Origin of the sequence: Chelativorans salis (assembly GCF_025336525.1) — a bacterium.
Taxonomy (GTDB): domain Bacteria; phylum Pseudomonadota; class Alphaproteobacteria; order Rhizobiales; family Rhizobiaceae; genus Chelativorans; species Chelativorans salis.
The window spans coordinates 116,351-142,590 of the sequence record NZ_JAOCZP010000010.1 but is presented as its reverse complement, the minus strand read 5'-3'; the positions used below and the strand labels follow the sequence as shown (position 1 = coordinate 142,590).

Genomic DNA, 26,240 nt, shown 5'->3' with positions numbered 1-26,240 from the left:
ACCAGAGCAGGACAGGTGAAGCTTCCGCTCCGTTAGCCGCGCCGGGAACTTTCGGCGATGGCTGCGGTTTGTCGGCGGGATTACCGGGAGTTTTCGTGACGTCGACGAACATCACACTTCTGCTGACTGCGACTGTGTCCTTCATCGCCGCGGCAAGCGCAGCCAAGTCCTGGGCGACTTCGGGCGGCGCCTGGGTCTGGCTCTTCTTGACCCTGGCGCTCTATACCTTCGGCAATCTCCTCATGTTGAGGCTGGTGCGGGACCTCGGCATGGGCATCGCTTTCAGCCTTTCGGCGATCGCCCAACTGCTGGCCATAAACCTGTTGGCGCTGGCGGTTTTCGGCGAGCGCGTTTCCGCCTTGCAGGGTGCCGGTATCGTGCTGGCGCTGATAGCGGTCGCGTTGATCACACTGCCGGCAGGCAGGTGAGGTTCCGCACCCTATGGTAGGCCGGCCATAGCGGTCGTCATCTTTTCGCCGTTAATTTTCTCATTCTTGCCGCGGCCGCAACGGTCGCTGGAGTGGTAATGAGAAGTATTTCATGATTGCCGGGGGATCGAAGACGCCGCTTGTTCCAAGCCTTATCACGTCGCTCTTGGTGCTTGGGGGGTGCGCGCAGAGCGTTGATGGCATCGCTACATCGTCCATCGGCACAAAGTCTCACGCCTATACACAGAAGGACCGGAAGTGCCTGGAGCGAGCCATGTTCTTCGAGTCCAACAGGTCGAGCCGTGACGGACTGGTGGCTGTCGGCACGGTGGTCATGAACCGTGTCGATTCCGAGGAATATCCCGATACGATCTGCGGCGTCGTGGGACAAAAGGGGCAGTTCGCGCCTGGCGTGCTTTCCCGTCCGATGAATTCGAAGGCGTTGCCGGATGTGCAAAGTGCTGCCGACGCGGTGCTCAAGGGCGAGCGGCATCCCGGAGTACGGAAATCTATGTTCTTCCACACTGCGGGGCTAACGTTCCCTTACAAGAACATGCATTATGTGCTCGTTGCCGGCGGCAACGCGTTCTATGAGAAACGAAGCAGGCGCCTGGTAACGCAGCCGATGGCCCCGCCTCCGGTCGAGAAGATTGCCGCCGCCGCTCCCAAATCCCAATCCGCTACACAACAAAGCGCGCTTTCCTACAACGCGCAGCCAGAAGCAGTCGATCCCATCAGCGCGGTGATCCTCGACCAAGGCCTTCCTCAACCTGAATGACCGCTTCGACAGCGACTAGACCCTTCGTAAGGTGCCTCGATCACACGATACGCAAGATAGGCTGCGCATCTTCCCATATGGTCAGGTTTGGTCGCGAGCGCAGTGCGGAATCCGGGCGCCCCAAATGGAAGCCCTGAGCCAGGTCGATGCCCAGGGAGCGCAAGAGCGCCAACTGATCCCGGTTTTCCACGCCTTCCACCAACACCTTTGAGCCGCGGTTGCGAACAAGGCCGGCGATGTCCTGAAGCATTGCTTCTCCGCGTGCATCGTGAAGGAATGACTGATCGATTTTCACCGTATCGAAGTCGATCAGCCGCAGCCATGAGAGTCCCGCGAAACCCGTCCCGAAGTCGTCGAGCCAGAACCGGATGCCCAGCCGCTTCAGCTCACTCACGCAGTCAATGACGTCATCGCGGATCGTCATCTCCACCCCTTCCGTTATTTCGAAGGTGAGTCTGCTGCCGGACACACCGGTCTCATCCAGAATGGCCGCCACGGACGCAGCGAAGCCCGGCAAGTTCAGTTGGATCGGCGAGACGTTGACGCTGATAGTGGGCACCTGGAGTTCCTCCAGGAGCTCCCGGCAGGCGGTGCGTAAGGCCCATTCTCCGAGTTCCGCAATGGCGCCGGTTCGCTCCGCGACGGGAATAAACTGTCTCGGAGCAATGGATTTCCCATCGATGGTTCTCAGCCGCATGAGGGCCTCGACAGCCTCGATCCGGCCAGTCGCGAGGTCCTGAATTGGTTGGTATACTAGGGAGATGAGATTCTGTTCGATCGCGATCTTAAGCAAAGTCGCTATGTCTTCGCCTTCCTCGTCGCTCTCAGGATCGTCCGGATCGAACAGCCGAACGCAATTGCGACCGTTTCCTTTGGCCAGATACAAGGCTCTGTCAGCCTCGTGGATGATCTTTTCCAGCTTCGTACCGTCCCCGCTTCTGGTGAAGGACGCGCCAACGCTTGCGGTAACAAAGGGCCGGTCCGGTCGTTTCTCATGTGGCAATGCCAGAGTTTCGACAGTGCGGCGGATCTCCTCGGCAAGATGTGCGACCTGATTTTGTTCATCGATGCCCGCCAAGACGATAAACTCTTCACCACCGTAGCGTCCGATGGAGGCGTTGTATCGTGCCGCAGTCTGGCCGAGAGCCTGCGCCACCACCGACAGGCAGCGGTCACCTTCCTGATGTCCGTAGTGGTCGTTGAACTTCTTGAAGAAGTCGACGTCGATGAGGATCGCCGCAAATCCTCTCCCGAAGGCGCGCCACTCGAACCAGCGATGCCGCAGCTTCTCCTCGATGGCTCGGCGATTGTCCAAACCAGTCAGCGGATCAGTCCTCGATAGCCTCAGAAGAGCCTCGCCCCGTTCGGTCGCCTCTTCGTGCTGAAGCTTCGCTTCCACGGCATTCAGGAAGACGTTGTACCGCTCCTGGTTGAGCTTCCAGTTCACGAAGGAAGTGAAGATGAAGCAGGAGATGTAAAACGTTCCGAGCGCGATCTGGTACGAGGCATCCACTGGAAACAGCGTCAGAGCGAGCAACGAGCCCACGAGAATCGCGCCGGACGTGACCACCGAAAGGACGAAGCGGAGGCTGAAGAACAGGTTGGCGCCCATCATGAATATGGTACCGAACACCATGTAATATGAAAGGCTTTCAACCCGCTCTGTCATCATTGCAGGGCCAAGCCAACCGAGAAAGCCGGCGAGCAGGGCAGCGGCGCAGGCCAGGTCGAGCGAATCTGGGCTGGCTTTCGTGTGGACGAGGGCTTCAATCAAGATGAGCACTGCCGCTGCAACCGTAATACGCGCGGCGATTGTGTGGATTGCAACATCGGGAATGAGCAATATGTCGGTGATCGAATAAAGCAGGTAGACTACCACCCCCAGCCAAAGGCCATGCCTGGCCGTCGTCCTTCGCCGGCTCTCGTCTTGCTCTCGATAGAGTGCGCGGAGCTCTCCCGTAGGCAGGCTCTCCCATTGCTGCCGTGCACGCTTGTCGAGCGGATCGGTCAACTCTTGCGTCGCCCACTCATCCATCAAATGACGCTCAGATACGGAAAATTCCACACCCCGCCCTGCCGGTTGGAGCCTTCTGCGCGGGCCCGAACAGACACGATAACCCGGCCAGCTTACAAAATACTGGGTGAAACGCTTCGACTTTTTCTAAAGTTGTTGAGGTCTGGCTGACCAAGCTGAGACGACCGGCCGCGCGTCATGCTTGTCTATCCTCGGTTGGCAATTGCTCTCGTCCATCGGTATATGGTTAATGCACATTAACCAATGGGGTACAAGAATATGAGCGGGACGGCGTTCGATGGGGAGAGTCTCATCACCCCCGAAGCGATTGCGACCGAAGTCGGTTCGGGGGTGGGCAAGCCTTCCGCCGAACAGTTTGCACATGCTCGAGCACGACTGGCGCTGGTGCTGAACATCGCCAAGCAGCAGCTGGAAAACGGTCGAGACCCATCCCAGGTGATTGATCGAACTGCCATAGAACTCCACCACATGCGCCGCAGTTATCGAAATGGTGTTTGGCAAGCCCTGATCCCGATCGCGCAAAACCATCCGGTCTCCGAGTTCTTTCTGCAGGATCCGTTTACGCGTTGGTCCTTTAAAAAGCCCAGGGGCTATTCGGGGGACGCGCAACTGCTTGATTTCATATACGGCCATCCCAGTGTGTCCGCAGCGGTCGCAAAGGCCTCTCCCCTTGGCCGTGCGCTCTATCGGTACACCTACGACGCCTCGTCGTCGGTCGCCGTGCGGGAACGTCGCGACCTCTTGGCAAAACAGGTGGACGAGATCGCAACCGCCAGGGGCAAGGAGACGGAGATCCTGACGGTCGCCTGCGGCCATCTGCGTGAGGCGGAGCACTCAAGATCCCTTCGGGAGGGGCGCATCAGTCGCTGGGTCGCCCTCGACCAGGACCCGATGAGTGTCGGCTCGCTTGCACGCGACTTCGAGGCGACATCCGTGGAAGCGGTCGAAGGCTCGGTGCGGGGACTGCTGGCCGACGCCTACGGTCTTGGCCGGTTCGACTTCGTCTATGCGGCGGGACTTTACGACTACCTTTCCCACAAGGTTGCAGTGCGGCTCACGCAAACCTGCCTTCGAATGCTGAAGCCGAACGGTGTGTTCCTATTTGCGAACTTCGCCGATGAAATTAGCGTCGACGGCTATATGGAGACGTTCATGAATTGGGCGTTGCTGCTGCGTTCGGAAGCAGACATGTGGAAAATCATCAACGCGAGTGTCGACCGCAACACCGTCGAAGCTTCCGTACACTTCGGCTCAAACCGCAACGTTATCTACGCAACTCTGAAGAAGCGCGCATGAGGCGCGAGGCCGACCACCCTCGCCTCACGCATAAGCCTCACGCATAAGAATGCATAAGCTACCAGCGGCGGCAGCGCTTCAGGCCGGACGGCCAGTCTCGGCAGCCGGGTGCCGCACCAGCCGGCCCGGTTCACTTTTCGCCAACCAGCGCTCACGCAGCCAAATGGTCATGCCGGCCGCCGTGATGATAAGCGCGCCGAGGACCGTCCAGCGGTCCGGCAGATCGCCGAAGACAATGTAGCTCCAGGTCCCCAGATAGATGATGAAGACATAGGAGAACGGCGTCAGCGCACTGGCCGCCGCGTAGCCGTGCGCACGTGTCAGCATCTCATGGCCGAGCCACCCGAGCACGCCGAGCCCGACCATCAGTGTCCAATCGAGCGGTGTGGCGGGATTTTGCCATGCGGCAAGAGCGAAGGGCGCAAGCAGCACCGCACCCACCAATCCGCTGTAAAGCTGCATCGTGTCCGACGACACCTTGCCCGAAAGCTTGCGCGTGATCAGCGCATAGACAGCGAAGGCCAGTGCATTGCCAAGCGACAGGAACACCGCCCAGTGGAAGCCGGCGTCAAATGGCCGGATGGCAATCAGGATGCCGCCGAAGCCGGCGATGATGGCTGACCACCGCCACACACCCACCTTCTCGCCCAGGAACGGGCCGGACAGCGCACAGATGATGATCGGCGAGGAGAACATGATGGTCGATGTCAGCGTCAGCGGCAGGTAGCGCACGGCGATGAAGTTGAGGACGGTGCAGCCCATGAGAAGGACCGAGCGCAACAGAACGAGCCCCGCGCGATCCGTCCCGAACCGGGAAGGTGAAATGCCCTCCCGCGCAATCAGACCGACGGAGATAACCACATGGCAGAAATAGCGCATGAAGGCGAGCTGGGCCGCCGGCAGGCCCGCAAGCGCCAACCATTTGGCTGACACGTCCACGCACGAGAAGAGAAAATAAGTGAACAGCATCAGGACGATGCCGAGCATTGGCCTGTCTTCGATCGGGCGTGCGGCTGTACCGGCCATAAGGGCAGGATCTCCCGGCGGAAGGGTCGCGCGTCAGCCGTCCTGGCGCGTAAGGGAGGAAAAGAAGTCGACGAGCTCCGGCACCATCCGCTCGCCGAAGGCACCGCCGGCGGCAAGGTTGAGCGCAAGCTTGGTCGAACCGGACATGATGGAGACCCCGCCGCTATCCTCCGCCATGGCGGCGTAGTAGCCGACGTCCTTCTTTGCGTTGCGCACGGCAAAGGCGAGCTGCTTGGGATCGCCATCCACCGCATAGGCCTTCATGAAGTCCATCATGCCGGACTTGTTCGGGCCGGCCGAGAGCACGTCGTAGAGTGCCTGACGGGACACGCCCGTCCGGTCCGACATGGCAAAGGCCTCCGCCATCGCGGCAGCCGTCGTCATTGCGTAGAAGTTGTTGATGAGCTTGATCGTGTGGCCCGAGCCCAGCGCCCCGAGATGAAAAACATTCTCACCCAGATCGTCCAGCACCGGCCGGATGCGCTGGAAGGTGGCCTCGTCGCCGGCGCACATGATGTTGAGCTTGCCCTCGCGGCCATGGGCCGGTGTGCGGCCGAGCGGCGCATCCATATAGGTTGCGCCGGCGGCAGCCACCGCCTCGCCGATGCGTCGCGTCGAAGCCGGCAGCGAGGTCCCGAAATCGATGGCGACCGCTCCCGGCTTCAACCCGGTGATAACACCGTCTTCGCCGAACATCCGCGCCTCGACGGAAGCGGACGTATCCATGCACAGCATCACGATGTCGCTTGCCGCTGCTAGCTCCCGCCCGTTGGCGGCTTCCGATGCCCCGCGCGAAACCGCAGCCTCCACCCCCGCTCTGTTGCGATTGCCAAGCACGCTCATGCCGTAACCGCAGTCCAGGAGGCGCTGCACCATTGCCGAGCCCATCAGCCCCAGTCCGATAAAACCGATATCCGGCTTGCTCATCTCGTGTCTCCTCTACTCGTCGGCGGTACGATGGCGCCCTTGCGAAAGATAGGCGCCGACAATCCCAAACATGCGCGCCGCCGGGACCGTCGGCCACGGCGGCTTACCATCCGGTGCTACCGCCGGAAGAGCATCGTCAATTCCGGGAAGAAAAGCACCAGCATCAATATCAGAATCTGGATGGCGATGAAGGGCAGGAACCCTCGAAAGATGTCGGGCAGCGTGATGTGCGGCGGCGCCACGGATTTCAGGTAGAAGGCGGCAGGCCCGAAAGGCGGCGACAGGAAAGACACCTGCATGTTCACGCAGAACAGGATGCCGAACCAGACCGGCACATAGGAGCGCGCGTCGGCAAGCGGGCCGAACAGGCCGATTTCCTCTGGCGGCAGCTTCAGCACGATGGGCAGGAAGACCGGCATCACAAGCAGCACGATGCCCACCCAGTCCATGAACGCCCCGAGAAACAGGAAGATGACCATCATGACCAGTAGGATGCCAAGCGTCGGCAGTTCCGCGCCGACGATCAGGTTGGCCACATAGGTTGGCCCGCCGGCGATCGTATAGGCGCCGGCCAGTGCCGTCGCGCCGAACGTCACCCAGATGATCGTACCGGTCGACCTGAAGGTGCGCGTCAGGGCGTCACGGACCAGTGTGACGGAAAACTCTTTCCGGATGATGATAAGCGTCAGGACCGCGATCGTACCCATCCCGGCGGCCTCGGTGATGCCGGTCACGCCGCCATAGATGGAGCCGAGCACCACAAAGACGACGACCAGCGGCGCAACCAGACCCTTCGACATGGCCCATGTTATCTTGGCCCTCACCACGCCGAACATCAGAGTGGGAAGGAAGAGCCCGGCGACTGCAAGCGCACCGTAGAACAACAATTGCGACCCGCTGTAGGGGAAGTAATCGGTGGGTCTTAGCAAGCCGAAAGCGTTCTGTGTCTCGATCAGCGCCGCATGCACCAGCGCACCGGCGCCCCACACACCGACGAACCAGCCCATGAGGATGGCAAAGGCGCGATATTTCTCCGCTGGCGGCAGGTCGTCGTCCTTCGGCTCCGGCAAGGGCGCCAGGGACGGGTTCAGCCGCGTACGAACGACGATGTAAATGATGTAGCAAGCGGCCAGAATGAGGCCTGGCGCGAAGGCCCCGGTAAAGAGGGCCTGAATCGAGGTTTCGGTGATCAAGCCATACATGATGAGCACGATCGACGGCGGGATCATGGTTCCCAGGGACCCCGAAGCGCAGATCGTGCCGATGGCAAGGTTCTGGTTGTAGCCGAGGCGCAGCATCTGCGGCAGAGCTATCAGGCCAAGCAGCACGACCTCGCCGCCGATGATGCCGGACATGGCCGCCATCACTACGGCCATGATCGAGGTTACGATGGCGATGCCGCCGCGCGTACGGTTCAGCCAGCGGGTGAGGCTGTCATACATGTCTCGCGCTATGCCGGAGCGCTCCAGCAGCGTCGCCATCAGGATGAACAGCGGTACGGAGATCAGCACGTAGTCGGTGCACAGCCCATACATGCGCTGGGCCAGGATATTCAGCGGGCCCGTGCCGAAATTCGAAAAGAGCAGGTCGGGCCCGAACTTCATCACCATCACGACGACGGCGAGGAACCCCGAGGCGAAACCAAGCGGCATGCCGATGGCCAAGAGCGCGAGCATGCCCAAGAGCACGGTCAAGGAGATGACGCCGATATCCATGGTTCCCCGTCCCCGTTGTTCTTATAATCTGGTTGTCTATGTTGAGATGGTGCGTCAGCCGTGCGGCTTGTCCGCTTCTTCCTTGATCGCCTCGACGTCGATACCGATCTCGTCGAGCGGCGTGTGTTCCTCGGGATCCTGGTTCCAGTCGTAGATCAGGTTGGAAATCCCCTGGATGGCCGTTAGCACGAGAACGACGAGGATGAGCGGCTTCAGCGTCGCCGGGATCGGCGGGTCCCACGCGGTACCGAAGGTTTCCCATCGGTTGAGCTTGACCCATGCCTCGCCGAACCCGCCCCAGATCACAGCAAAGACGAAAATCAGCAGGAAGAGAAGGGCTCCCAGGTCGCAGGTCTTGCGAAGCCAGCGCGGGAGGACGTCATAGAGCAATGTGATGCGGATGTGGCTTCGCTGCTGCATGGCATAAAGGCCAGCCAGCAGATAGACGGCGCCGGCAATCCACAGCGACAATTCGTTGGCCCAGAGCGTGGGTTTGGCGAACAGATACCGCAACACCACTTCGCAGAACATGACGGCCACGATGACGGCGGGCAGGATCATGCTAACCCGGCTGATCGACCAGGTGACCTTGTCGACGATGCCCGTCTTCTCGTGCTCGACCATGAAATCCTCCCGTCTCCGGCCCAGGATCCGCGGGGCAAACGACCAAGAGCCCAGCTGGAAACCCGGTAAAAGGAAGGCGGCCTCAGTGCCGCCTTCCCCGCATGCCGTTCAACTTAGTCCGTCAACAGGCCGAGTTGCTTGAGATAGGCCTTGTGGCTATCTACCAGCGCACGGGCCTCGGGAGTTTTCTCCGCCCAGCCTTCCCAGGCTTCCTGGGCGACCTCGCGGAACTCGGCACGGTCTTCTTCCGACCAGTTGTGGATGGTCACGCCGGCCTCACGCAGCTCGGCAACAGCCTCGTTGTTGGCCACCTCGCTGGACATCGCCTGGCGCAGGGCCAGCTTCTCCATCGCCACCTCCATGATGCGGCGATGGTGCTCGGGCATGGCGTCCCACTTGGCCTTGTTGCAGGCCAGGTGATCGGAGGGCATCGAATGGAAGCCGGGATGGGTGGCATGCTGGGCAATGTCGTAAAGGCCCATGCCCTTGTTGTTCGCCAGGATGGAGGCATCGGCGCCGTCGATAATCCCCGTTTCCAGCGCCGTGAAGACTTCCGTGAAGTCCATCACCGTGGGCTTGGCGCCGAGCGCGGCGAAAATCTCGGTCTCCAGTCCGGGCGGAGAGCGGAACTTCCAGTCCTTCAGGTCGTCGATGCCGGCAATCGGCTTGGTCGAGGCGAGTGCCTCCTGACCGACGACCCACCAGCCGATGAGCTGCATGTCGTACTTGTTGTAAAGCTCCTGGGCAGCCTCCAGACCGCCGCCATAGTAAAGCCAGGAGAGCTGCTGATAGGGCGTGTCATAGCCACCCATGATGTCGCCGACGAACTGAAAGGCGGGGTTTTTGCCGGTCTGGTAGGCGCCGCCCGTCATGTCGCAGTCGAGAATGCCGGTGGCCGCCGCGTCGAAGGTCTCCACGGATTTAACGACCGACGAGGAATAAAACATCTCGATCTGGATTTCGCCGTTGGACATGGCCTGCACGTCCTCGACATATTGTGCTGCGTTCCTGCCCGAAGGCGTCTCCGGCGCATAGTGCGTCTGAATGCGCAAGGTGGTCGTCTGGGCAAACGCGGCGGTGGCAAAAAGCACGGCCGCCGCGGTGGTCGCATAAAACGTCTTCTTAGGTTTCATAAACTTTCCTCCCATTTCCGCGGACGCCCCTTCGGCCACCGCTCCGAGTGAAGCCGCTTCCTCTCCACGGCTGTCGGGAAACTTATCAACGCGCAGTATGCGGCACAAGCCGGCTTTTAAAATACAGAAAAAATTTTGTAATTCCTTGCAGATTACAAAACTTGCAATAAAGTGAACGCAAGAGTCACGCCGGGAGCCCCCTTACCGAGGGGGAAGTACCGATGAATGCCGAAACAGCCATGAGGCCGTCTGCTATCTACCGCGCCGTCAAGGCGCGGCTCATGGCGGGCGAATTCAAGGCAGGCGAGAAACTGCGCCCCGACATGCTCAAGGACGCCTACGGTATCAGCGCCAGCGCCATGCGCGAGATCTTCCTGCGCCTTGCCCATGAAAACCTGTTGACGCAGGAAGAGCAGAAGGGCTTCCATGTCCCCTTCGCCAATGAGAAACAGCTCACCGACATGATGAACCTGCGCATTCTTCTGGAGTGCGAGGGCGCGAAAGAGTCGATCCTCAACGGCGACCTGGAATGGGAAGCCCGGCTGGCGGCGGCGCATCACAAGCTGGTTCACATCGAACGGAAGATGAAGGCTGCCGCGGATATCGCGCCCATCGTGCCGATCTGGACGCGCATCGACTGGGAGTTCCACGAGACCTTGCTTTTAGCCTGCCCGTCCGATGTGCTGCGCGCCACCCATCGCAACATCTACGAGCAGTATCGCCAGCAAGTCGTCGCCGGGCTGAAATCCGCAGGTTTCCGTCCGGAAACGACCTCTGAGCATGCGGCGATCCTGAAGGCGGCCATCGAACGTGATATCCCGGCCTGCCAGTCCGCCATCCACACCCACCTTCAGACCTACCGCGGCGACGTGGGCGAGCGGCTGAAGAGCGCCTGAGAGCCGAATAAAGATTAAGCGGCAGGAGGGCCGCGCCCATGCATTTTGACTTGTTCGACCTTACCGGTAGGACGGCCCTCATCACCGGTTCCAGCCTCGGCATCGGCTTCGCACTCGCCAAGGGCCTCGCGGCCCATGGTGCGGCCGTCGTCGTCAACGGGCGCGACGAAGCGCGGGCCGAGGCCGCCGCCCGCGCTATCCGCGAGGCTGGCGGCGAGGTCGTCGTCTCCTGTTTCGACGTGACCGATGCCGAAGCCGTCAACGCCGCCATCGCCGACATCGAGGCGCAGCGACCCATCGACATCCTGGTAAACAATGCCGGTATGCAGTTCCGCACGCCCCTTCAGGACTTTCCCGACGACAAGTGGGAACTGCTTTTGAAGACCAACGTCACCAGCGCCTATCTTGTGGGAAAGGCCGTTGCCCACCGCATGATCGCGCGTGGTGCGGGAAAGATCATCAACATCGCCTCGGTGCAAAGCGAGCTGGCGCGGCCCGGCATTGCGCCTTACACCGCCACCAAGGGCGCCATTCGCAACCTGACGAAGGGTATGGCAACGGACTGGGCGCGCCACAACATCCAGGCCAACGCGATCGCGCCGGGCTATTTCAAGACGCCGCTCAATCAGGCCCTTGTCGACGACCCCGCCTTCACCGCATGGCTCGAGAAGCGCACGCCGGCCGGCCGCTGGGGCGAGGTGGAAGAACTCATCGCCGCCGCCGTCTTCCTCGCCGGCAAGGGTTCGTCCTTCATCAACGGACACACGCTTTATGTCGACGGTGGCATCACCGCATCGATCTGAGGAGTGACGGTGGCGAACAAAGCAAAAGGGATTGTGGTCATGGGGGTGGCCGGCAGCGGCAAATCCTCCCTCGGCGCGCTCGTCGCCCGTGCCCTCGCCTGCCCCTTTCTGGAGGGCGATCAGTTTCATCCGCCCGAAAATATCGCCAAGATGTCCGCCGGTATCGCCCTTGAGGACGGGGACCGCTGGCCGTGGCTCGACCGCCTGGGCCATGGGCTTAGCGAGGCTGCCGGCGAGACTGGTCTCGCCGTGGCCGCGTGCTCGGCCTTGCGCCGCGCTTACCGCCAGCGCCTGCGCGTCCGCGCCGGGATTCCGCTCGGCTTCATCTTCCTGAAGGGTGCGCGGAGCCTTATCCTGTCGCGCATGGAGAAGCGAACGGGCCACTACATGCCCATCTCCCTGCTCGACAGCCAGTTTGCCACGCTGGAGGAGCCGCAGGGCGAGCCGCACACGCTTACGCTCGACATTGCCCGCCCGGTCGACGCGCTGATGCACGACGCGCTCCCTTGGGCAAAAGCGTTCAACAACACGGCGTAAGACCCGTTCCAATAATCATACGCTGGGATCGCCGGAGCCGATCACGCTGCCAAGACTGGGATCCTCCAGTCGGCGTGGCAGTGCTCCCCCGACCCCAGGGCGGCGGGCTGTTGCAGCCGGCTCCGGCTGCCGGCAACCCCATGCTTCACACCAGGTTCATCACTGTTCACAAACTTGTGATAGCAGTCATGGCTAGAAATTTGGATTTGAGTGTCCATTTATATGGAGCAGCGAGGAACCTCCCTCCTCACCAAAGACAAGACTGGAGACTATTATGCGTAAGGTAATTATTCTGACTTCCGCCCTCGCACTGTTGGGTGCCGGCAGCGCCATGGCGCAGAACTTCAAGGTAAGCGACCCGAACGCCGGTCCGGATGCCTACAAGGAGCATCAGATCAAGTCCGCGCCCGTCGACAGGGTGGTGACTTCCGGCATCGGCCAGAGCCAGACTGGTTTCTCCGCCGCTCAGGGCTTCGGCCCCAGCGACGCCAGCGATCTGCCTGCTCCTCGCTTCCAGCTCGACAACGCCGAGCCGACGGTCGCGCCGTCCAGCACCCAGAGGATCTACAACGGCTACAACGCCTCTGACGCCTTCGAGCCCAGCTAATGACTGGGTGAACCAGCCCCCCGGTGCCGGAGGCTACCCCCCTTGCCTCCGGAGCCGAGAAGCAGCCCGTCGAATGTCGGGCTGCTTTTCTTTATCCCGCGTCGCCCGCCCGAGACGGGATGGCGGCAATTCATCTCAAATCCGAGCGTTTTTGTTTGCGAAGCCACAATCGACCTGGGTCAGAATTGGCCGCATATGGGCGGGCGCAGATTGTGGTGAGACATGCAAAGCGATTTCGCGGCCGCGCGGCAACTTCTCGAGCGCGCACAGGACGAATTATACGGCTCCGATGAGACCAGCCAGAAGGTACGGGAAAGCCTGGACTTACTCATCGAGGCCATCGCCACGGCCGAATATCGCCGGCCGCCGGCCGAGATCGTCCCCTTCCCGAGAAAAGCCCGCCTGTAGGATCCTGTCCGATATTCGCATGCCCGGACGCAGCAGGTACTCAAGTTCCGGCGCCGCCATTGGTATGCCACCACTCACAAACACGTGATAGTAATCACGGACAAGTATACAAACGCGTGAAGTATTATTGACGCTTAGTTCAATTATGTGAAGTACAGTTGAGTAGCAGTAATAAGAATAGATCCTATATTTGCATGGTCGCGAGAAACTTCCTTCCCGCAGAACCAAGACCGGAGACTATCATGCACAAGATCGCCGTTCTCACTTCCGCACTCGCCATGCTTGGCGCCGGCAACGCGTACGCTCTCGACGCGGCTTCGGGTTTCGGTCCCAGTGACGCAAACGACCAGCCGGCTCCGCGCTTCCAGATGGACGCCCAGATCGATCGGTCGACCGTAACCGCCAGCATCGGCAACGCGTCCGCCCCCACCATTCGGGGATCGGCCGGCTTCTCCGCCGCACAAGGCTTTGGCCCCAGCGACGCTAACGACCAGTCGGTTCCGCGCTTCCAGACCGCACGTTAGAAGCGACGTTCCCCTCTGGACGACAGTCCACCCTCCGGACTGAGAAAGGCAGCCTCGATCCGAGGCTGCTTTTCTTACCGACGCCTACCTATCGTCCCACGTGATCAGCGGCCACAACCTCGTCCAGCGCCCTTGCCAGCCCGAGAATGTGCGCATCATCTCCGTTGCGCCCCGCCAACATAAGGCTTCCCGGCAACGCGCCGTTGCCCTTGGTCGGCATGGCCATGGCGCAGCCATCCACGAGATTGATCAGAGAGCAGTTGCGAAGCATCATCGCATTGACCGCATCGAAATTCTCGTTCGCCTCGGCAATGGTCGGCGGCTCGATCGCCAGCGTAGGCGCAATCAAGGCATCGCAGCCTTTCATTACATCGGTGAAACGACGCACTACCTGGGCGCGTTGCTGGAGCGCATTTTCCAGGTCTGCGGCGGAAAGCGTCTCGGCGAAACGGATGCGTTTCAAGACACGCGGGTCACCCACGGACTCAAGCTCGTCGAGGTGGTCGCGATAAAGCGCATGGGCCTCGGAGGCGATGATAATGCGGTTGAGCCCCAGCGCCTCCGGCAGAAATCCCAGATCGAGCTCCGCCAGGTCATGCCCGGCTTGGCGAAGCTGGTCACAGGTGTGTTTGAAATGATCGCGCGTGAAAGCGTCGATGTCGTTGACGAAGGCATTGACCGGAACCGCCAGGCGCAGTGGCCTATTCGGGGCCGGTCGAGGCTCCAGCCCGTCCCCCAGCACGCGCATGAAGAGGAGTACCCCTTCAAGATCGGCGCACAGCGGTCCGACGCTGTCTAACACATCGGAAAGCGGATGAACGCCTTCGCGCGACACGACGGCCTGCGAAGGCTTGTAGCCGTAGAGCCCGTTGACTGCGGCGGGGATGCGGACGGAACCGCCTGTATCTGTCCCGAGCCCTGCGTCGCACAGTCCGTGGGCAACGGTGAGTGCCGCCCCCGATGAGGAACCGCCCGGAATACGCGATGCACCGAAAAAGCTTTCGGGCGTTCCGTAGTGAGGGTTGAGGCCGACGCCGGAATAGGCGAACTCGCTCATCGACGTGCGACCGAAACACAACGCCCCGGCCGCCTTCAAGCGTGCCACCACGGTAGCGTCTTTATCCGCCGGGGGAGCGTTTTTAAGAAGCTTTGATCCGGCGCTGGTTACCCGACCCTCTTCATCGAACAGGTCCTTGATGGAAATCAGCATGCCGTAAAGGGGCATCTCCTCGCCCGCGTTCCTGCGCGCCTCAAGCGCGGAGGCGTCTGCCAGTATCCTGTCGGGATCGAAGGCGGTAAAGATTCGACCGGTCTCGTCACCCAGCCCCTCCACCTTGGCGATAGCCTCCTTGGCCTTGGCAATGATATCGTTCATGTCTTCTATCCCCTCCCCTGTCAGGCAACAGCCGGCAATGTCTTTATAGAATAACCATGGGTGATCGTGCGTCCGGTTTCCGGATCGCGCATCTCCATGCGGAATTCGCTTGCCGGGCGCACGCCGCCCGACGTAACCCCGAGCGTCCCGCCGAGCATGGCCGCAGGCCCTTTTCCGGACAATGCCTCCAGCGCCGCACCCTCCATCAGTTCGGCCATCGGCCGCATCGCGCTCAATGTTCCTTCCTGATAGAGCACCCAGTCGCCGTTCTCCTTGATCCAGGAACGCAACTCGAGAGCATCCAACCGGTCGGCGACCTCTTCGAAATCCCAAAGTTCGCTGGCGCAAGGCTTGGCACAGACCTGTTTCGACAGGGCGACTGAGTGCGCCTCCAGTTCCCGGTCGGTATGATCAGAAGCGAGCCCCAGATAGGTTTTGCCACCGGCACGCACGACAAGCGGCTCCACCTCGCCTGACGTATTCTCCCCCACGAACTGGAGCGACCGCGCCTGGGTCAGAAGACCGGCGGAAACGCGGTAATAGAGCGGAACGGTGGACGGCGGGGCGACGCCGATGGCGGCAAGCTCGTCGATATGATGCTGGATCGCATCCGGGTTGCGGCCCGTCCAGCCGGCCACGACGCAATGGGCGAAATCGAGGTCGAGCGTGCTTTCGGCGCATGTGAAACGCATGGAGATATTCCTTCTTAAAGAGGGTTACAGCGCGGCTGGCAGGAATAGCGCCAGGCCGGGAAAGAGGACGAGCAGCCCCACCATGGCCAGCATGACGAGCACGTAGGGTAGAGCCCCCATCATCACCTCGCTCAGCGTTCCCGATTTGCGCGCGCCCTGGACGACGTAGAGGTTGAGACCGACCGGCGGGGTGATCAGCGCCATCTCGATCAGCACGATCATCAGGACACCGAACCAGACCTTGTCGAAGCCGAGCTCGGCAATGATCGGAACGATGATTGGAATGGTCGCCACCATCAGGGACAGCGTTTCGATGAAGAAGCCCAGGACGATATAGAGAAGGATCACCAGAAACAGCGTTCCCATTGGCGACAGCCCGGTCCCTTGCAGGAGGCCGGTGAGTTCGCGGCCGAGGCCAGCCGAAGCCAGTGTGAAATTGAGGAAATAGGCGCCGATGATGACGAGCATGATCATCGCCGTGATCCTGATCGTGCCCAGCAGCGCTTCGCGCAGCATGCTCAGCCCCACGCCGCCGTTGATTGCGGCGATCAGCAGCGCCATGGCAACGCCGACGGCGGCCGATTCCGTCGGTGTCGCCCAACCGGCGTAGATGGACCCGATGACCACCGTGAAGAGGGCGATGATGGGCACGAGCTGAGCCAGGCTTGCGATGCGCTCTCCCCAACCGAAGCTGCGGCTTGAACCGCCGAGGGCCGGCCAGAACCAACAGATGAGCGCGGTTATCGCCATGAAGGCGGCCGCCATGAGGAGGCCGGGTATGAGACCCGCCAGAAAAAGCCGCGGAATGGAGGTTTCGGTCAGGAAGCCGTAGACGATCAGGTTGATCGACGGCGGTATGAGGATGCCGAGGGTGCCGCCCGCTGCTATGGCGCCGGAGAAGAGGCGGGGATCATAGCCGAGCTTGTCGGCCTGCGGCATGGCGACCGTCGCCACCGTCGCTGCAGTCGCGACCGACGAGCCGGAGGTGGCCGAAAACATCGTGGCAGTGCCGATATTGGCGTGAACCAGGCCGCCCGGCAGCCAGGAGAACCACTTGTCGAGGGAGGAATACGTCCGTTCCGCCACGCCGCCGCGCACGAGGATCTCGCCGAGCAACACGAAGAAGGGAATGGCGATCAGCGTGGAGCTGTTGGAGGACGACCAGACGACCTGGCCGAGCCCGCGTATGAGCGGAAACGGCGAAGCGAATTGGTCGATGCCGAACCCCAGGATGAACAGAACGATCCCCACCGGGATGGAGAGGGAGAGCAGGCCGAGAAGCGCAATGGAGACAGACCAGATCACGGCTCAAGCCTCCACTTCCGCCGCGGTGCCGAAGGAGCGTTCGAATGATGCCATCCGGCGCCGGGCGAGCAGGCCAATGGCGCAGAAAAGCAGGATCGTCGACACGAGCGCGAACCACACCCATCCGGAGAACCAGATCGCCTGGGGAATCCACAGCGGCGTTTCGAGAGGCGTGTTGGCGCGCGAGCCACGGTCGAGCGTCTTCTCGAGCACCGGCCAGGCCTGCCAGGCAACCACCGACGTGACGGCGGCCGTGGTGGAGATCGCCAGTATGTCGAGAACGCTGCGGCCGGTCGTCGCCAGGCGCAGGCGTAAGAGGTCGATGCGCACATGGGCAAGCTCGAGAAGCGCGAAGGGAAGCCCCCAGCTTGCGACGACCGCCATCACATAGCCGGATATCTCGTCCGAGCCGCCGAAAGAGCGGCCGAACTGCCGCAAGGTGATGTCCGCGAGTATGAAGAGCACCGTGAGCGCCAGTACGACGCCCACGATCAGCGCTATCAGCCGGTTCAAACGCCGGAGGGCGTCGACGATTCTCTCAAACATATCTCGCCCTCCGACCCCAGGTTCGACACATCAGAGCGGGATTTGCACACCTACGGTCTCTCCGACGCTCTCATTCCAACGCTTCGCCCAGTCGGCCCCGGCGCGGTCGGCCCATTCGGGGAGAACCGTTTCCTCCAGGATCGCCCGCGCGGCTTCGGCATCGGCCTCCGTCGGCTCGACGAGCGTCATGTCGGCCGGCTCTCCAGCCGGGCAGTCGCCGTTGCCGGTTAGGCAGGCAACGTCCGTGGCGAGCGCGCCGGAGGCGGCCTCCCAGGCCGGAGCCTCGAACTGGCTCTTGATCTCACTTACAAGCAATTCCTTCTGCTCGTCGGAAAGCGCTTCCCACTTGTCGAGGTTGATGGCCGTGACCACCGGGTCCCAGCCGCCGAGCGGGAGGGTCATCAGGTGGGACGAAACCTCCCACCAGCCCGCGCTGTAGCCGGAGCCCGCACCGGTCACCGCGCAGTCAACCACGCCACGCTCGAGCGCCCCCGGAACCTCCGAGAAACCGACATTGATGCCTTCTGCGCCAAGCGCTTCAAGAAGCTTCGTGGTCATGCGGCCGGAGCCTCGGATCTTCTTGCCCTTCAAGTCCGCGAGTGAAGAGACAGGCTGCTTGCAGAACACGACCTGCGGCGGGTACGGGGCGATTGCCAGAAGCTTGGCGTTAAAGCGTTCGGCCATGATATCTTCGACCATGGGCCGGGCCGCATCGACCATCTTGCGCGCCTCTTCCGCGGTCGTCGCCACCAGCGGCACATCGAGACCCTCCAGCTCCGGCGCGTCCCCCACCGTATAGTCGGCAACCGTCATCCCGACGTCGAATACCCCATCGCCGAGCATGCGGTAAACATCGGCGCCGGCGATGCCCATCTGGTCGAAGGTCGTCATGCTGACCTCGAACTCACCTCCCGAGGCCTCCGGCAGCGTCTCGGTCCAGAACGGCGCCTCATACTGCTTGTAGAGCGGCAGGCTGCTCCAGCTTCCCACGACGGAAAGTTCCTCCGCGTTGGCAGCGGCTACGCCGGTCAAAAACGCTGTGCCGGCCAGAAGTGCGTTGCGAATGGTGTTCATGGCTCTTTCCCCTGTTGGTTCGTTTATCTGTTTATGGCGAGCGCCGCGCCGATGCCGGAAAGACGGTTCTCCGCCGCCTCGGCGGGAATGTCGGTCACCAGCATGTGGCCGGGCTCATGGGTGATGGCGAGGTCGGCACCGCAGGTGCGTATGGCGATCTGCGGTGTGACCCCACAGGCCCAGAAAACCGGGATATCGCCCTCCTCCATCACGGGTGTGTCCCCGAAATCGGGGCGCATGATATCGGCGATGCCGATCTGCGCGGGATCGCCGATGTGAACCGGTGCGCCATGGGCCAGCCGCTGGCGCGCAGAAAGCAGAACGGCCTGAATCGCATCGGTAGGCTTGAAGGCACGCATGCTGACGACCAGCGGGCCTTTGAAGGGTCCCGCCGGAACGGTGTCTATCGACGTCATGTACATCGGCGCGTTGCGCCCGGCATCGATGTGCCGCACCGGTATCCCGGCCGATGCCAGTGCCTCCTCGAAAGAGAAAGAGCAGCCGAGAACGAAGGTGACGAGATCATCACGCCACATCTCCTTGAGGTCTTCGGCGCTCTCGAAATCGTTGCCGCCGCGAAATACGCGGTAGCCGGGCACGTCGATCCTTATGTCGATGTCATCGCCCAGTTGGGGCAGCGCCGGCGAACCGGCCTCGCCGATGCCGATGACGGGACACGGCTTCGGGTTCTTATGGCAAAAGAGGAGGAAATCGGGCGCGAAAGCCTTCGGCAGGATGGCCAGGTTGCCCTGCAGATAGCCGGGCGCCTTTCCAGCGGTGTCGCTCCGCATGAGTCCCGCACGAACTGCCCGGCGCAAGGCGCAAGCCGAGCCGAATGTCTGCTGGCCGGCCTTCGAGACCATCGGCTGGAAATGCGTTGACGCCAAAACGTTCTGTCCCCTTCCACTATCTTGAAAAGGGATTCCAAACTTAAATGATCTTGTCAACTGATCATTTTGTGGAGTTATCGATCTCTATAAAAGATCAATTTGATCGGCCTCTAACGCCGCTTCGCTGATGATACGACCCGCCTCACGATTGCGCTCGGGGAAGTACGCCACCACGAAATTCAGGTCCTCCGGCGCTGCGCGGGGCTCCACTTTCAGTTGTTGTATGTGATCAGCGGCGCCGAGCTGATGAGACGTCGCCATTCGACACGGCAGAACGCCAATGCCGAACTGGTCCGCAACGAGATGAAGCACGGTGGAGAGCGACGCCGAGCCATGAAGAATTGGCGCATCGCCAACGGACCCGGCGAAGAGCCGCTCAACCTGCTTGTAAGGCGGCGTCCCCTTGGGGAACGTGACGATGGGGTGGGCAGCCAGTTCCGCCAGGGTTAGAGGCGCGGCTGGCGTTGGCAGGCGATCCGAAGCGTACCAGGCCAGTTCGATGGGCCGTAGCGGCGCGGCCACCACATCCCGCGGTTGCAGGTCCCTGAGCAGGATGGCAACGTCGATCTCATCCTCCACAAGCTTGTGAGCAAGCTGTTCGGACGTATCGACGGAGAGCTCGAAACGGACATGGGCATGTTCGCGCCGAAGCAGTTTGAGCATTTCCGTCAGGATCGTATGGACGATGGTCTCGGCAACACCGATGCGCACGGTGCCATTAAGCCCGCTCGTCTGCGTGATCTCCTGGACGATCCGATCGCGGCTATGCACGAGACGATCCGCCTCTTCGAGGAAACGGCGCCCGGCAGGCGACAGCCGAACCTGGCGGCCCACCCGGTCGAACAGCCTGACACCCAGCCGCTTTTCCAGTGCGGCAATGCGCGCGGAAATCGCCGACTGCGCGAGGCCGAGTCTTTGCGCCGCCGCACGGAAACCGCCCGCCCGAACCACCGCATGTACGATCTCGACGTCGCGAAAGCCAAACATCCGATACCCGCGTCCTCAAACTCCCAACCTTGTGAACCAGTTCGCCGCACAGGACAACAGATCGAGGTGCCGCTTACCGGAAACGATAGGATGCGCCAGCAATGGTCGTGCCGATTGCAGGTAGGATCGCTGGCACCCTCAATGCTCCATCACGAAGTGATCCGGCCCCACGGCCACCATGCGCCGCTCGGGCCTCGTCCAGCCAACAGGCCGAACGGGACTTTGCAGCTCATCTGCGATCAGGCCGCGCCGCCGGCCCCGGGTCGCCGGATCGGGCACCGGTACGGCTTCGATAAGCTTGCGCGTATAGGGATGGCGCGGGTTTGAAAGCACTGCATCGCGCGGGCCGATCTCGACGATCTCGCCCAGAAGCATAACCGCAATGCGGTGGCTCACCCGCTCCACCACGGCGATGTCGTGGCTGATGAAGAGATACGCAAGCCCGAGTTCGCGCTGCAAATCGAGCATGAGATTGACCACCTGCGCCTTGATGGAAGCATCGAGTGCGGAGACGGATTCGTCGGCGACGATCAGGCTCGGTTCCAGTGCCAGGCCACGGGCGATGCAGATGCGCTGGCGCTGCCCACCGGAAAACTCATGCGGGAAGCGCAGCGCGTGCTCCGACGTCAGCCCGACCACCTCCAGCAGACGCGCCACCTTCTCCTGCACCTCAGCCCCGACCGCCAGCCCGTGCACGCGGATCGGCTCGCCGATGGCCGAGCCCACGGTCTGCCGCGGATTGAGCGAGCCGTAAGGGTCCTGGAAGATCATCTGCATGCGCTGACGCGCTGCTCGCAACCGTGCGGCATCGGCCTCCATCAGGTTCTCCCCCTCAAAGCGCACCTTGCCCGCCGCCGGCTCTACCAGGCGCAGGATGGAGCGGCCGGTGGTCGACTTGCCGCAGCCCGATTCGCCCACCAGCGCCAGCGTTTCGCCGGCGCGCACGGCAAACGAGACGTCCTCCACCGCATGCACATAGCCGGTGGTGCGGCCGAACAGCCCACCACGCATGGCAAAGCGCGTCGTCAAGCCCTCGACGTCGAGGATGGCATCGCCGCGCCTATCCGGCTCAGCATCCGGCTCCGGGCCGGGGCCCGTCTGCGCCATGGCGGGAAAACGGCGCGGAGTGGCCGTGTCGGCAAGCCCCCCGAGCTTTGGCACCGCACCGAGCAACATCCGTGTGTAACCGTGTTTCGGCGCGGCAAAGAGTTCGGCGGCGGGTGCCTCCTCCACCTTCTCGCCCTTCAGCATCACCACCACCCGGTCGGCGATCTCGGCCACCACGCCCATATCGTGGGTGATGAACATCACCGACATACCAATCTCGCTCTGCAACTCGCGGATCAGTTCCAGGATCTGTGCCTGGATGGTCACGTCGAGTGCGGTTGTCGGCTCGTCGGCAATCAGGAGCTTCGGCCGGCAGGCAAGCGCCATGGCAATCATCACGCGCTGGCGCATGCCGCCGGAAAAGCTGTGCGGATGCTCGCCGGCGCGCCGCTTGGCGTCGGGAATGCGCACCAGATCGAACAGGCGCAACACCTCGGCCTCGGCTTCCGCCCCATCCATACCGCGATGCCGGCGCAGCGCCTCGGCCACTTGGAAACCGACCGTCAGCACCGGGTTGAGGCTCGTCATCGGCTCCTGAAAGATCATGCCGATCTCGCCGCCGCGCACGTCGCGCATGGCTGCATCGTCGAGCGTGAGCAACTCTCTGCCGCCCAGCTTGACGGAACCCTCGATGCGCCCCACCCCCTGTTGCACCAGCCGCATGATGGAGAGTGCCGTGACCGACTTGCCGGAGCCGGATTCCCCCACCACGGCCACGGTCTCGCCCTCGCCGATGGCAAAGCCGGCATTGCGCACCACCGGCACCCACTCGCCGTCGACGCGGAACGAGGTGGTGAGCCCCTCGACGGATAGGATAGGCATCTTCATTCCTCACCCCTCAGCCGCGGGTCGATGGCATCGCGCAGCCCGTCACCCAGAAGGTTGAGCGCGAAGACGACGATGAGGATGGCGAGGGACGGAAATAGCGCCAGCCAGAAACTGTCCAGGATGTTCTCGAACCCCTCGCGGATCATGCCGCCCCAGGTGGCCGTCGGCGGACTGACGCCGAGGCCGATGAAGGCGAGCGAGGCTTCCACGCGGATCGCGGTCGCCAGCCACAGCGAGCCCATGACGAGGATCTCCGGCGCGATGTTGGGCAGGATGTGGCCGAACATCAGCCGAAGGTCCGAATAGCCGAGCGCCCGGCCCGCCTCGATGAACTCGCGGTTCTTCACCGCGATGGTCGGCGCCCGCGCGATGCGGGCGAAGGGCGGCACGGCGGTCAGCGCGATGGCGATCACCAGATTGGCGACGGAGGGCCCCATCATGGCAACAACGATCAGGCCGAGGATGAGCGAAGGGAAGGCAAGCAGCACGTCCATCACCTGCATGACGATGATGTCAGTGCGGCCGCCGAAATAGCCGGCCACCATACCGATCAGTGTGCCGATCACCATGGCCGAGCCGATGGCAAGCAGCCCGATGGTAAGCGAGATGCGCGCGCCCCACAGGATGCGCGAAAGCGTGTCGCGGCCATAAAAGTCCGTGCCCAGCCAGTGCTCCGCCGACGGCGGCTTGAGGCGGAACAGGATATTCTGGTCGAGCGGGTCGTAAGGCGCGATCACCGGGGCCAGGACGGCAAGCAGCACAACGATGAGGAACCCACCGAGCCCGACCCAGGAGGTCTTGTTGGCATTGAAGGCCTTGATGATTCCACCACCCATGGCGGCGGCGACACTGCGCAGATAGGCCGCGCGCGAGAGGGGCGCTGTCGCAGCATTGGTCATGAGTATTTGATCCTCGGGTCGATCAGGCCATAGGTCAGGTCCGTGATCAGGTTCACCAAAACGACGATCAGCGTGTAGATCACCATCATGCCCTGCAGCATGGTGTAGTCGCGCTGGTTGAGCGCGCCGATGATGAGCTTGCCCAGGCCCGGCCGGTTGAAGACGATCTCGGTGAGCACGGAATTGCCGATCAGGATGCCGAGATAAAGGCCCACCACCGTCACCACCGGGATCAGCGCGTTGCGAAGGCAGTGACGCCAGATGATGGTGGCGAAGGCCAGCCCCTTGGCATGCGCGGTCCGCACATAGTCCTGGTTCAGCACTTCCAGCATAGCCGAGCGGGAAACGCGGGTGATGTAGGCGGCCATGATGAGCCCGAGGTTGATCGCCGGCAGCGCCAGGTCGCGCAGCCGATCGGACAGCGTCGTGCCCTGCCCGGAGCTGATGACGGGAAACCAGCGCAGCTGGATGGCGAAGACCAGCAGAAGCAGCACCGCCGAGACGAAGGCCGGAAAGGACAGCCCCAGAAGCGAGGCTATGCGGGTGATGTAGTCGGGCAGCTTGTTGCGCCTGACCGCCGACCACACACCAAGCGGAATGCCGACAGCGGCCCCCAGCACAAGCGACACGAAGGTAAGCTCCAGCGTCGCCGGCAGCACCTTCAGGATCTCCTGGATCACCGGCCGGCCGGAAACCATGGAGACACCCCAGTCGCCGACAAGGACGCCGCCGAGGAACTGGAAGTACTGCACATAAAGCGGCTGATCGAGGCCGAGCCGCGCACGCAGCGCGTTGAGCGCCCCCTGGCTCGCCTGATCGCCGAGAATGGCCATGGCCGGGTCGCCGGGTAAAACCCGCACGATGAAGAAGACGATGGTCAACACCGCGAAAAGCGTGATGACGGCGAAGCCGAGCCGCTTGAGGACGAATGCTGTCATGGCGTGTACCGATGGAGGCCTGTCGTTGTCATGTCTTCTTGCAAGGCGTCCCCCTGTTCCGTCGGAAAGATTTCTCCTCGGAGGGAGAGACTATCCGATATGCCGGTGCTGCCCCCCACTCCGTCTCGGTCTTCGGCCAAGCCACCTCTCCCCATTTGATGGGGGAAAGGAAGGGCACCCTTCATCGCGGCCGGCGTTTCCTCTCCCCCGTTCGCGGCGGAAAGGTGGATCGCGCGGTACGCGCGAGACGGAGTGGGGGCTAACGCCCTATCCGCTAGCGCGAAGGGTGCCGGAGGGGCGCCCTCTACTCGCTGAACTGTGCCGCTTCAGTCACCGGCGGGCTCAGGTTGAGCGAGCCGTTGACCTCAACGCCAAGATCGAGCGTGTCCTTCCACGCCCAAAGCTGCAGGCTCTGGACGAGCGGCACCGCACACACCTCGTCCATGATCTTGCGCTGGGCCTCCGCCCACAGTTCGAGCTGCTTCTCGTCGTCCGTCTCAACGCGCGCGGCGGCGATCTCCTCGTCGGCCACATCGCAGTGCGAGAAGTTCGCGACAGCCGTCGGCTTGCCGACGATGGCGTCGGAGTGGAAGAACTGCGACAGATAGACGTCGGCGACCGGGAAGCGTGCAGCGGCATAGTGGGTCACCTGGCTCAAATCCTTGCGGATCTGTTCATGGAAGGTGGCGTGCTCCACCGTCTCGATCTCCAGGTTGATGTCGGCCTCCCGCAGAAGCGCCTGCACCGCCTCCATGGTGGTCAGCATGCCGGGCAGCGTCGTGTGTATGGCCTTGATGGTTACACCGTCGGGGTGGCCCGCCTCGGCCAGCAAGGCCTTCGCCTTCTCCACCGAAAACGCATAGGTCGGCACACCCCCGGTGTAGCCGAGATTGCCTTCCGGCACCGGCGAGACGGCGGCCAGCGTCACGTCCGGCCCCTTGAACGCAACCAGGGCGTCGCGATCGATGGCATGTGCGACAGCGCGGCGCACGCGCACGTCATCGAGGGGCGGCATCGTCATGTTGAGGTGGATGACCGACATTTCGCCCGGCGTCATCACCGCCACCTTGGTGCCGGGAACCTCGGAAATGCGCTCCACCCAGGTCTGATCCTGCTTGCCGTAGATCATGTCGATCTCGCCGGACTGGAAGGCGAGGTCGCGCGAGGAATCCGAGGGGATATAGCGGTAGAAGATCTCCTTGATGTGCGGCTCGCCGCGGAAATATTCCGGGTTCGCCACCAGCTTCACATATTGCTGCGGCTGATACTCTTCGAACATGAAGGGTCCGGTGCCGATGGGCGTTCGCTCGAACTCGGACCCAAGCGCCTCGACGGCATCTTTGCACACGATGTTGCCCCCGTGATAGGGCACCAGCAGGCCGAGCAGGCTCGGCACCGAGTTCTTCAGCGTGATGGTCACCTCATGGTCGCCCGTCGCCTCCACGCTTTCAAAAGCCGCGTAGCTGTCGGCGAAGGCCGAGATGTCGGGATCGGCCGCGCGGTTGAGCGAGAAGACGACGTCTTCGGCATCGAGAGGACCGTAATCGCCATGGCAATCGACATCCTGGCGCAGCGTGAATGTCCAGGTCAGCCCGTCCTCGGAGGAGGTCCAGCTTTCGGCGATGTCGGGCTCGATATCGGCCGGGTTCGCCTCGCCCGGCTTGATGCGCACCAGGCCGTTGAACATCCAGTGCAGAAGGCCCTTGTCCGGCGTCGACGTCGCCACATGCGGGTCGAGCTTGCCGGCATCGGCACTGGCCATGCCGACATTCAGCGTCTCACCCGCTGCGTGGGCGCTGCCTGCCATGGCCAAGCTTATGAGCGTTAATCCGATCGTTTTTCTCATTGGTTCCACCTCTCTT

General features: G+C 62.3%; 26 protein-coding genes. 9 read left to right on the top strand and 17 right to left on the bottom strand.

The genetic code is table 11. From position 1 onward, the window contains the following. Positions 1-95: 95 nt before the first annotated feature. Together N5A92_RS23680 and N5A92_RS23675 are read left to right on the top strand one after the other, a co-directional pair. Complete coding sequence (locus N5A92_RS23680) at positions 96-428, top strand: hypothetical protein (protein WP_260906787.1); 333 nt, start codon at positions 96-98, stop codon at positions 426-428. A gap of 274 nt (positions 429-702) precedes the next feature. Further along, positions 703-1,206: a cell wall hydrolase gene (locus N5A92_RS23675; RefSeq protein WP_425248632.1), complete on the top strand. Its 504-nt coding sequence runs from the start codon at positions 703-705 to the stop codon at positions 1,204-1,206. A gap of 40 nt (positions 1,207-1,246) precedes the next feature. On the opposite strand, the gene N5A92_RS23670 is transcribed toward N5A92_RS23675, so the two are convergent. Further along, positions 1,247-3,241 carry a putative bifunctional diguanylate cyclase/phosphodiesterase gene (locus N5A92_RS23670; RefSeq protein WP_260906834.1) on the bottom strand — a complete coding sequence of 665 codons (1,995 nt, stop codon included), beginning with the start codon at positions 3,239-3,241 and terminating at the stop codon, positions 1,247-1,249. Between the two features lie 258 nt (positions 3,242-3,499). On the opposite strand from N5A92_RS23670, the gene N5A92_RS23665 reads away from it, so the two are divergent. Next, a complete protein-coding gene (locus tag N5A92_RS23665) occupies positions 3,500-4,537 on the top strand; it encodes a class I SAM-dependent methyltransferase (RefSeq protein ID WP_260906786.1) in 1,038 nt (345 codons plus the stop codon). A gap of 78 nt (positions 4,538-4,615) precedes the next feature. Here N5A92_RS23665 and N5A92_RS23660 read toward each other — a convergent pair whose 3' ends face one another. The 5 genes from N5A92_RS23660 to N5A92_RS23640 form a co-directional block, all read right to left on the bottom strand. Next, on the bottom strand, positions 4,616-5,563 hold the full coding sequence (locus N5A92_RS23660; protein ID WP_260906785.1) for a DMT family transporter: 948 nt from the start codon (positions 5,561-5,563) through the stop codon (positions 4,616-4,618). Between the two features lie 33 nt (positions 5,564-5,596). Then, positions 5,597-6,490: an NAD(P)-dependent oxidoreductase gene (locus N5A92_RS23655; RefSeq protein WP_260906784.1), complete on the bottom strand. Its 894-nt coding sequence runs from the start codon at positions 6,488-6,490 to the stop codon at positions 5,597-5,599. Between the two features lie 116 nt (positions 6,491-6,606). Beyond that, on the bottom strand, positions 6,607-8,205 hold the full coding sequence (locus N5A92_RS23650; protein ID WP_260906783.1) for a TRAP transporter large permease: 1,599 nt from the start codon (positions 8,203-8,205) through the stop codon (positions 6,607-6,609). Positions 8,206-8,259: 54 nt separating this feature from the next. Continuing rightward, positions 8,260-8,829: a TRAP transporter small permease subunit gene (locus N5A92_RS23645; protein ID WP_260906781.1), complete on the bottom strand. Its 570-nt coding sequence runs from the start codon at positions 8,827-8,829 to the stop codon at positions 8,260-8,262. Positions 8,830-8,942: 113 nt separating this feature from the next. Continuing rightward, positions 8,943-9,962 carry a TRAP transporter substrate-binding protein gene (locus N5A92_RS23640; protein WP_260906779.1) on the bottom strand — a complete coding sequence of 340 codons (1,020 nt, stop codon included), beginning with the start codon at positions 9,960-9,962 and terminating at the stop codon, positions 8,943-8,945. 221 nt (positions 9,963-10,183) lie between these two features. Between N5A92_RS23640 and N5A92_RS23635 the strand changes: the two genes are divergently transcribed. From N5A92_RS23635 to N5A92_RS23610, 6 genes are all read left to right on the top strand, one after another. Beyond that, positions 10,184-10,858: a GntR family transcriptional regulator gene (locus tag N5A92_RS23635; RefSeq protein WP_313958452.1), complete on the top strand. Its 675-nt coding sequence runs from the start codon at positions 10,184-10,186 to the stop codon at positions 10,856-10,858. A gap of 38 nt (positions 10,859-10,896) precedes the next feature. Continuing rightward, a complete protein-coding gene (locus N5A92_RS23630; RefSeq protein WP_260906777.1) occupies positions 10,897-11,661 on the top strand; it encodes an SDR family oxidoreductase in 765 nt (254 codons plus the stop codon). 9 nt (positions 11,662-11,670) lie between these two features. Beyond that, on the top strand, positions 11,671-12,198 hold the full coding sequence (locus N5A92_RS23625; protein ID WP_260906775.1) for a gluconokinase: 528 nt from the start codon (positions 11,671-11,673) through the stop codon (positions 12,196-12,198). Between the two features lie 274 nt (positions 12,199-12,472). Continuing rightward, positions 12,473-12,805, top strand: coding sequence for a hypothetical protein (locus tag N5A92_RS23620; protein WP_260906774.1), 333 nt, complete (start codon positions 12,473-12,475; stop codon positions 12,803-12,805). Between the two features lie 222 nt (positions 12,806-13,027). After that, positions 13,028-13,213 carry a hypothetical protein gene (locus tag N5A92_RS23615; protein ID WP_260906771.1) on the top strand — a complete coding sequence of 62 codons (186 nt, stop codon included), beginning with the start codon at positions 13,028-13,030 and terminating at the stop codon, positions 13,211-13,213. Between the two features lie 242 nt (positions 13,214-13,455). Further along, complete coding sequence (locus N5A92_RS23610) at positions 13,456-13,737, top strand: hypothetical protein (RefSeq protein ID WP_260906769.1); 282 nt, start codon at positions 13,456-13,458, stop codon at positions 13,735-13,737. An 88-nt stretch (positions 13,738-13,825) separates the two neighbouring features. Here N5A92_RS23610 and N5A92_RS23605 read toward each other — a convergent pair whose 3' ends face one another. The 11 genes from N5A92_RS23605 to N5A92_RS23555 form a co-directional block, all read right to left on the bottom strand. Continuing rightward, a complete protein-coding gene (locus N5A92_RS23605; RefSeq protein ID WP_260906767.1) occupies positions 13,826-15,112 on the bottom strand; it encodes an amidase family protein in 1,287 nt (428 codons plus the stop codon). A gap of 20 nt (positions 15,113-15,132) precedes the next feature. Then, the gene (locus N5A92_RS23600; protein ID WP_260906765.1) at positions 15,133-15,804 is read right to left on the bottom strand and encodes a DUF2848 domain-containing protein; all 672 of its coding nucleotides are present in this window, start codon (positions 15,802-15,804) and stop codon (positions 15,133-15,135) included. Between the two features lie 24 nt (positions 15,805-15,828). Beyond that, positions 15,829-17,109, bottom strand: coding sequence for a TRAP transporter large permease (locus N5A92_RS23595; protein ID WP_260906763.1), 1,281 nt, complete (start codon positions 17,107-17,109; stop codon positions 15,829-15,831). A 3-nt stretch (positions 17,110-17,112) separates the two neighbouring features. Then, on the bottom strand, positions 17,113-17,655 hold the full coding sequence (locus N5A92_RS23590; RefSeq protein ID WP_260906762.1) for a TRAP transporter small permease subunit: 543 nt from the start codon (positions 17,653-17,655) through the stop codon (positions 17,113-17,115). 30 nt (positions 17,656-17,685) lie between these two features. Continuing rightward, on the bottom strand, positions 17,686-18,729 hold the full coding sequence (locus N5A92_RS23585) for a TRAP transporter substrate-binding protein (protein ID WP_260906761.1): 1,044 nt from the start codon (positions 18,727-18,729) through the stop codon (positions 17,686-17,688). Between the two features lie 23 nt (positions 18,730-18,752). Continuing rightward, a complete protein-coding gene (locus N5A92_RS23580; protein ID WP_260906832.1) occupies positions 18,753-19,592 on the bottom strand; it encodes a putative hydro-lyase in 840 nt (279 codons plus the stop codon). A 111-nt stretch (positions 19,593-19,703) separates the two neighbouring features. Next, on the bottom strand, positions 19,704-20,606 hold the full coding sequence (locus N5A92_RS23575) for a LysR family transcriptional regulator (protein ID WP_260906760.1): 903 nt from the start codon (positions 20,604-20,606) through the stop codon (positions 19,704-19,706). Positions 20,607-20,744: 138 nt separating this feature from the next. Beyond that, positions 20,745-22,541, bottom strand: coding sequence for an ABC transporter ATP-binding protein (locus N5A92_RS23570; protein ID WP_260906759.1), 1,797 nt, complete (start codon positions 22,539-22,541; stop codon positions 20,745-20,747). Next, on the bottom strand, positions 22,538-23,440 hold the full coding sequence (locus tag N5A92_RS23565) for an ABC transporter permease (protein ID WP_260906758.1): 903 nt from the start codon (positions 23,438-23,440) through the stop codon (positions 22,538-22,540). Before N5A92_RS23565 ends, N5A92_RS23570 begins: the two co-directional genes overlap by 4 nt. Further along, on the bottom strand, positions 23,437-24,378 hold the full coding sequence (locus N5A92_RS23560; RefSeq protein WP_260906757.1) for an ABC transporter permease: 942 nt from the start codon (positions 24,376-24,378) through the stop codon (positions 23,437-23,439). The genes N5A92_RS23565 and N5A92_RS23560 overlap by 4 nt, the downstream gene beginning before the upstream one ends. Positions 24,379-24,682: 304 nt before the next feature. Further along, positions 24,683-26,224, bottom strand: a complete 1,542-nt coding sequence (locus tag N5A92_RS23555) for an ABC transporter substrate-binding protein (RefSeq protein ID WP_260906756.1) — start codon at positions 26,222-26,224, stop codon at positions 24,683-24,685. Positions 26,225-26,240 lie beyond the last annotated feature (16 nt).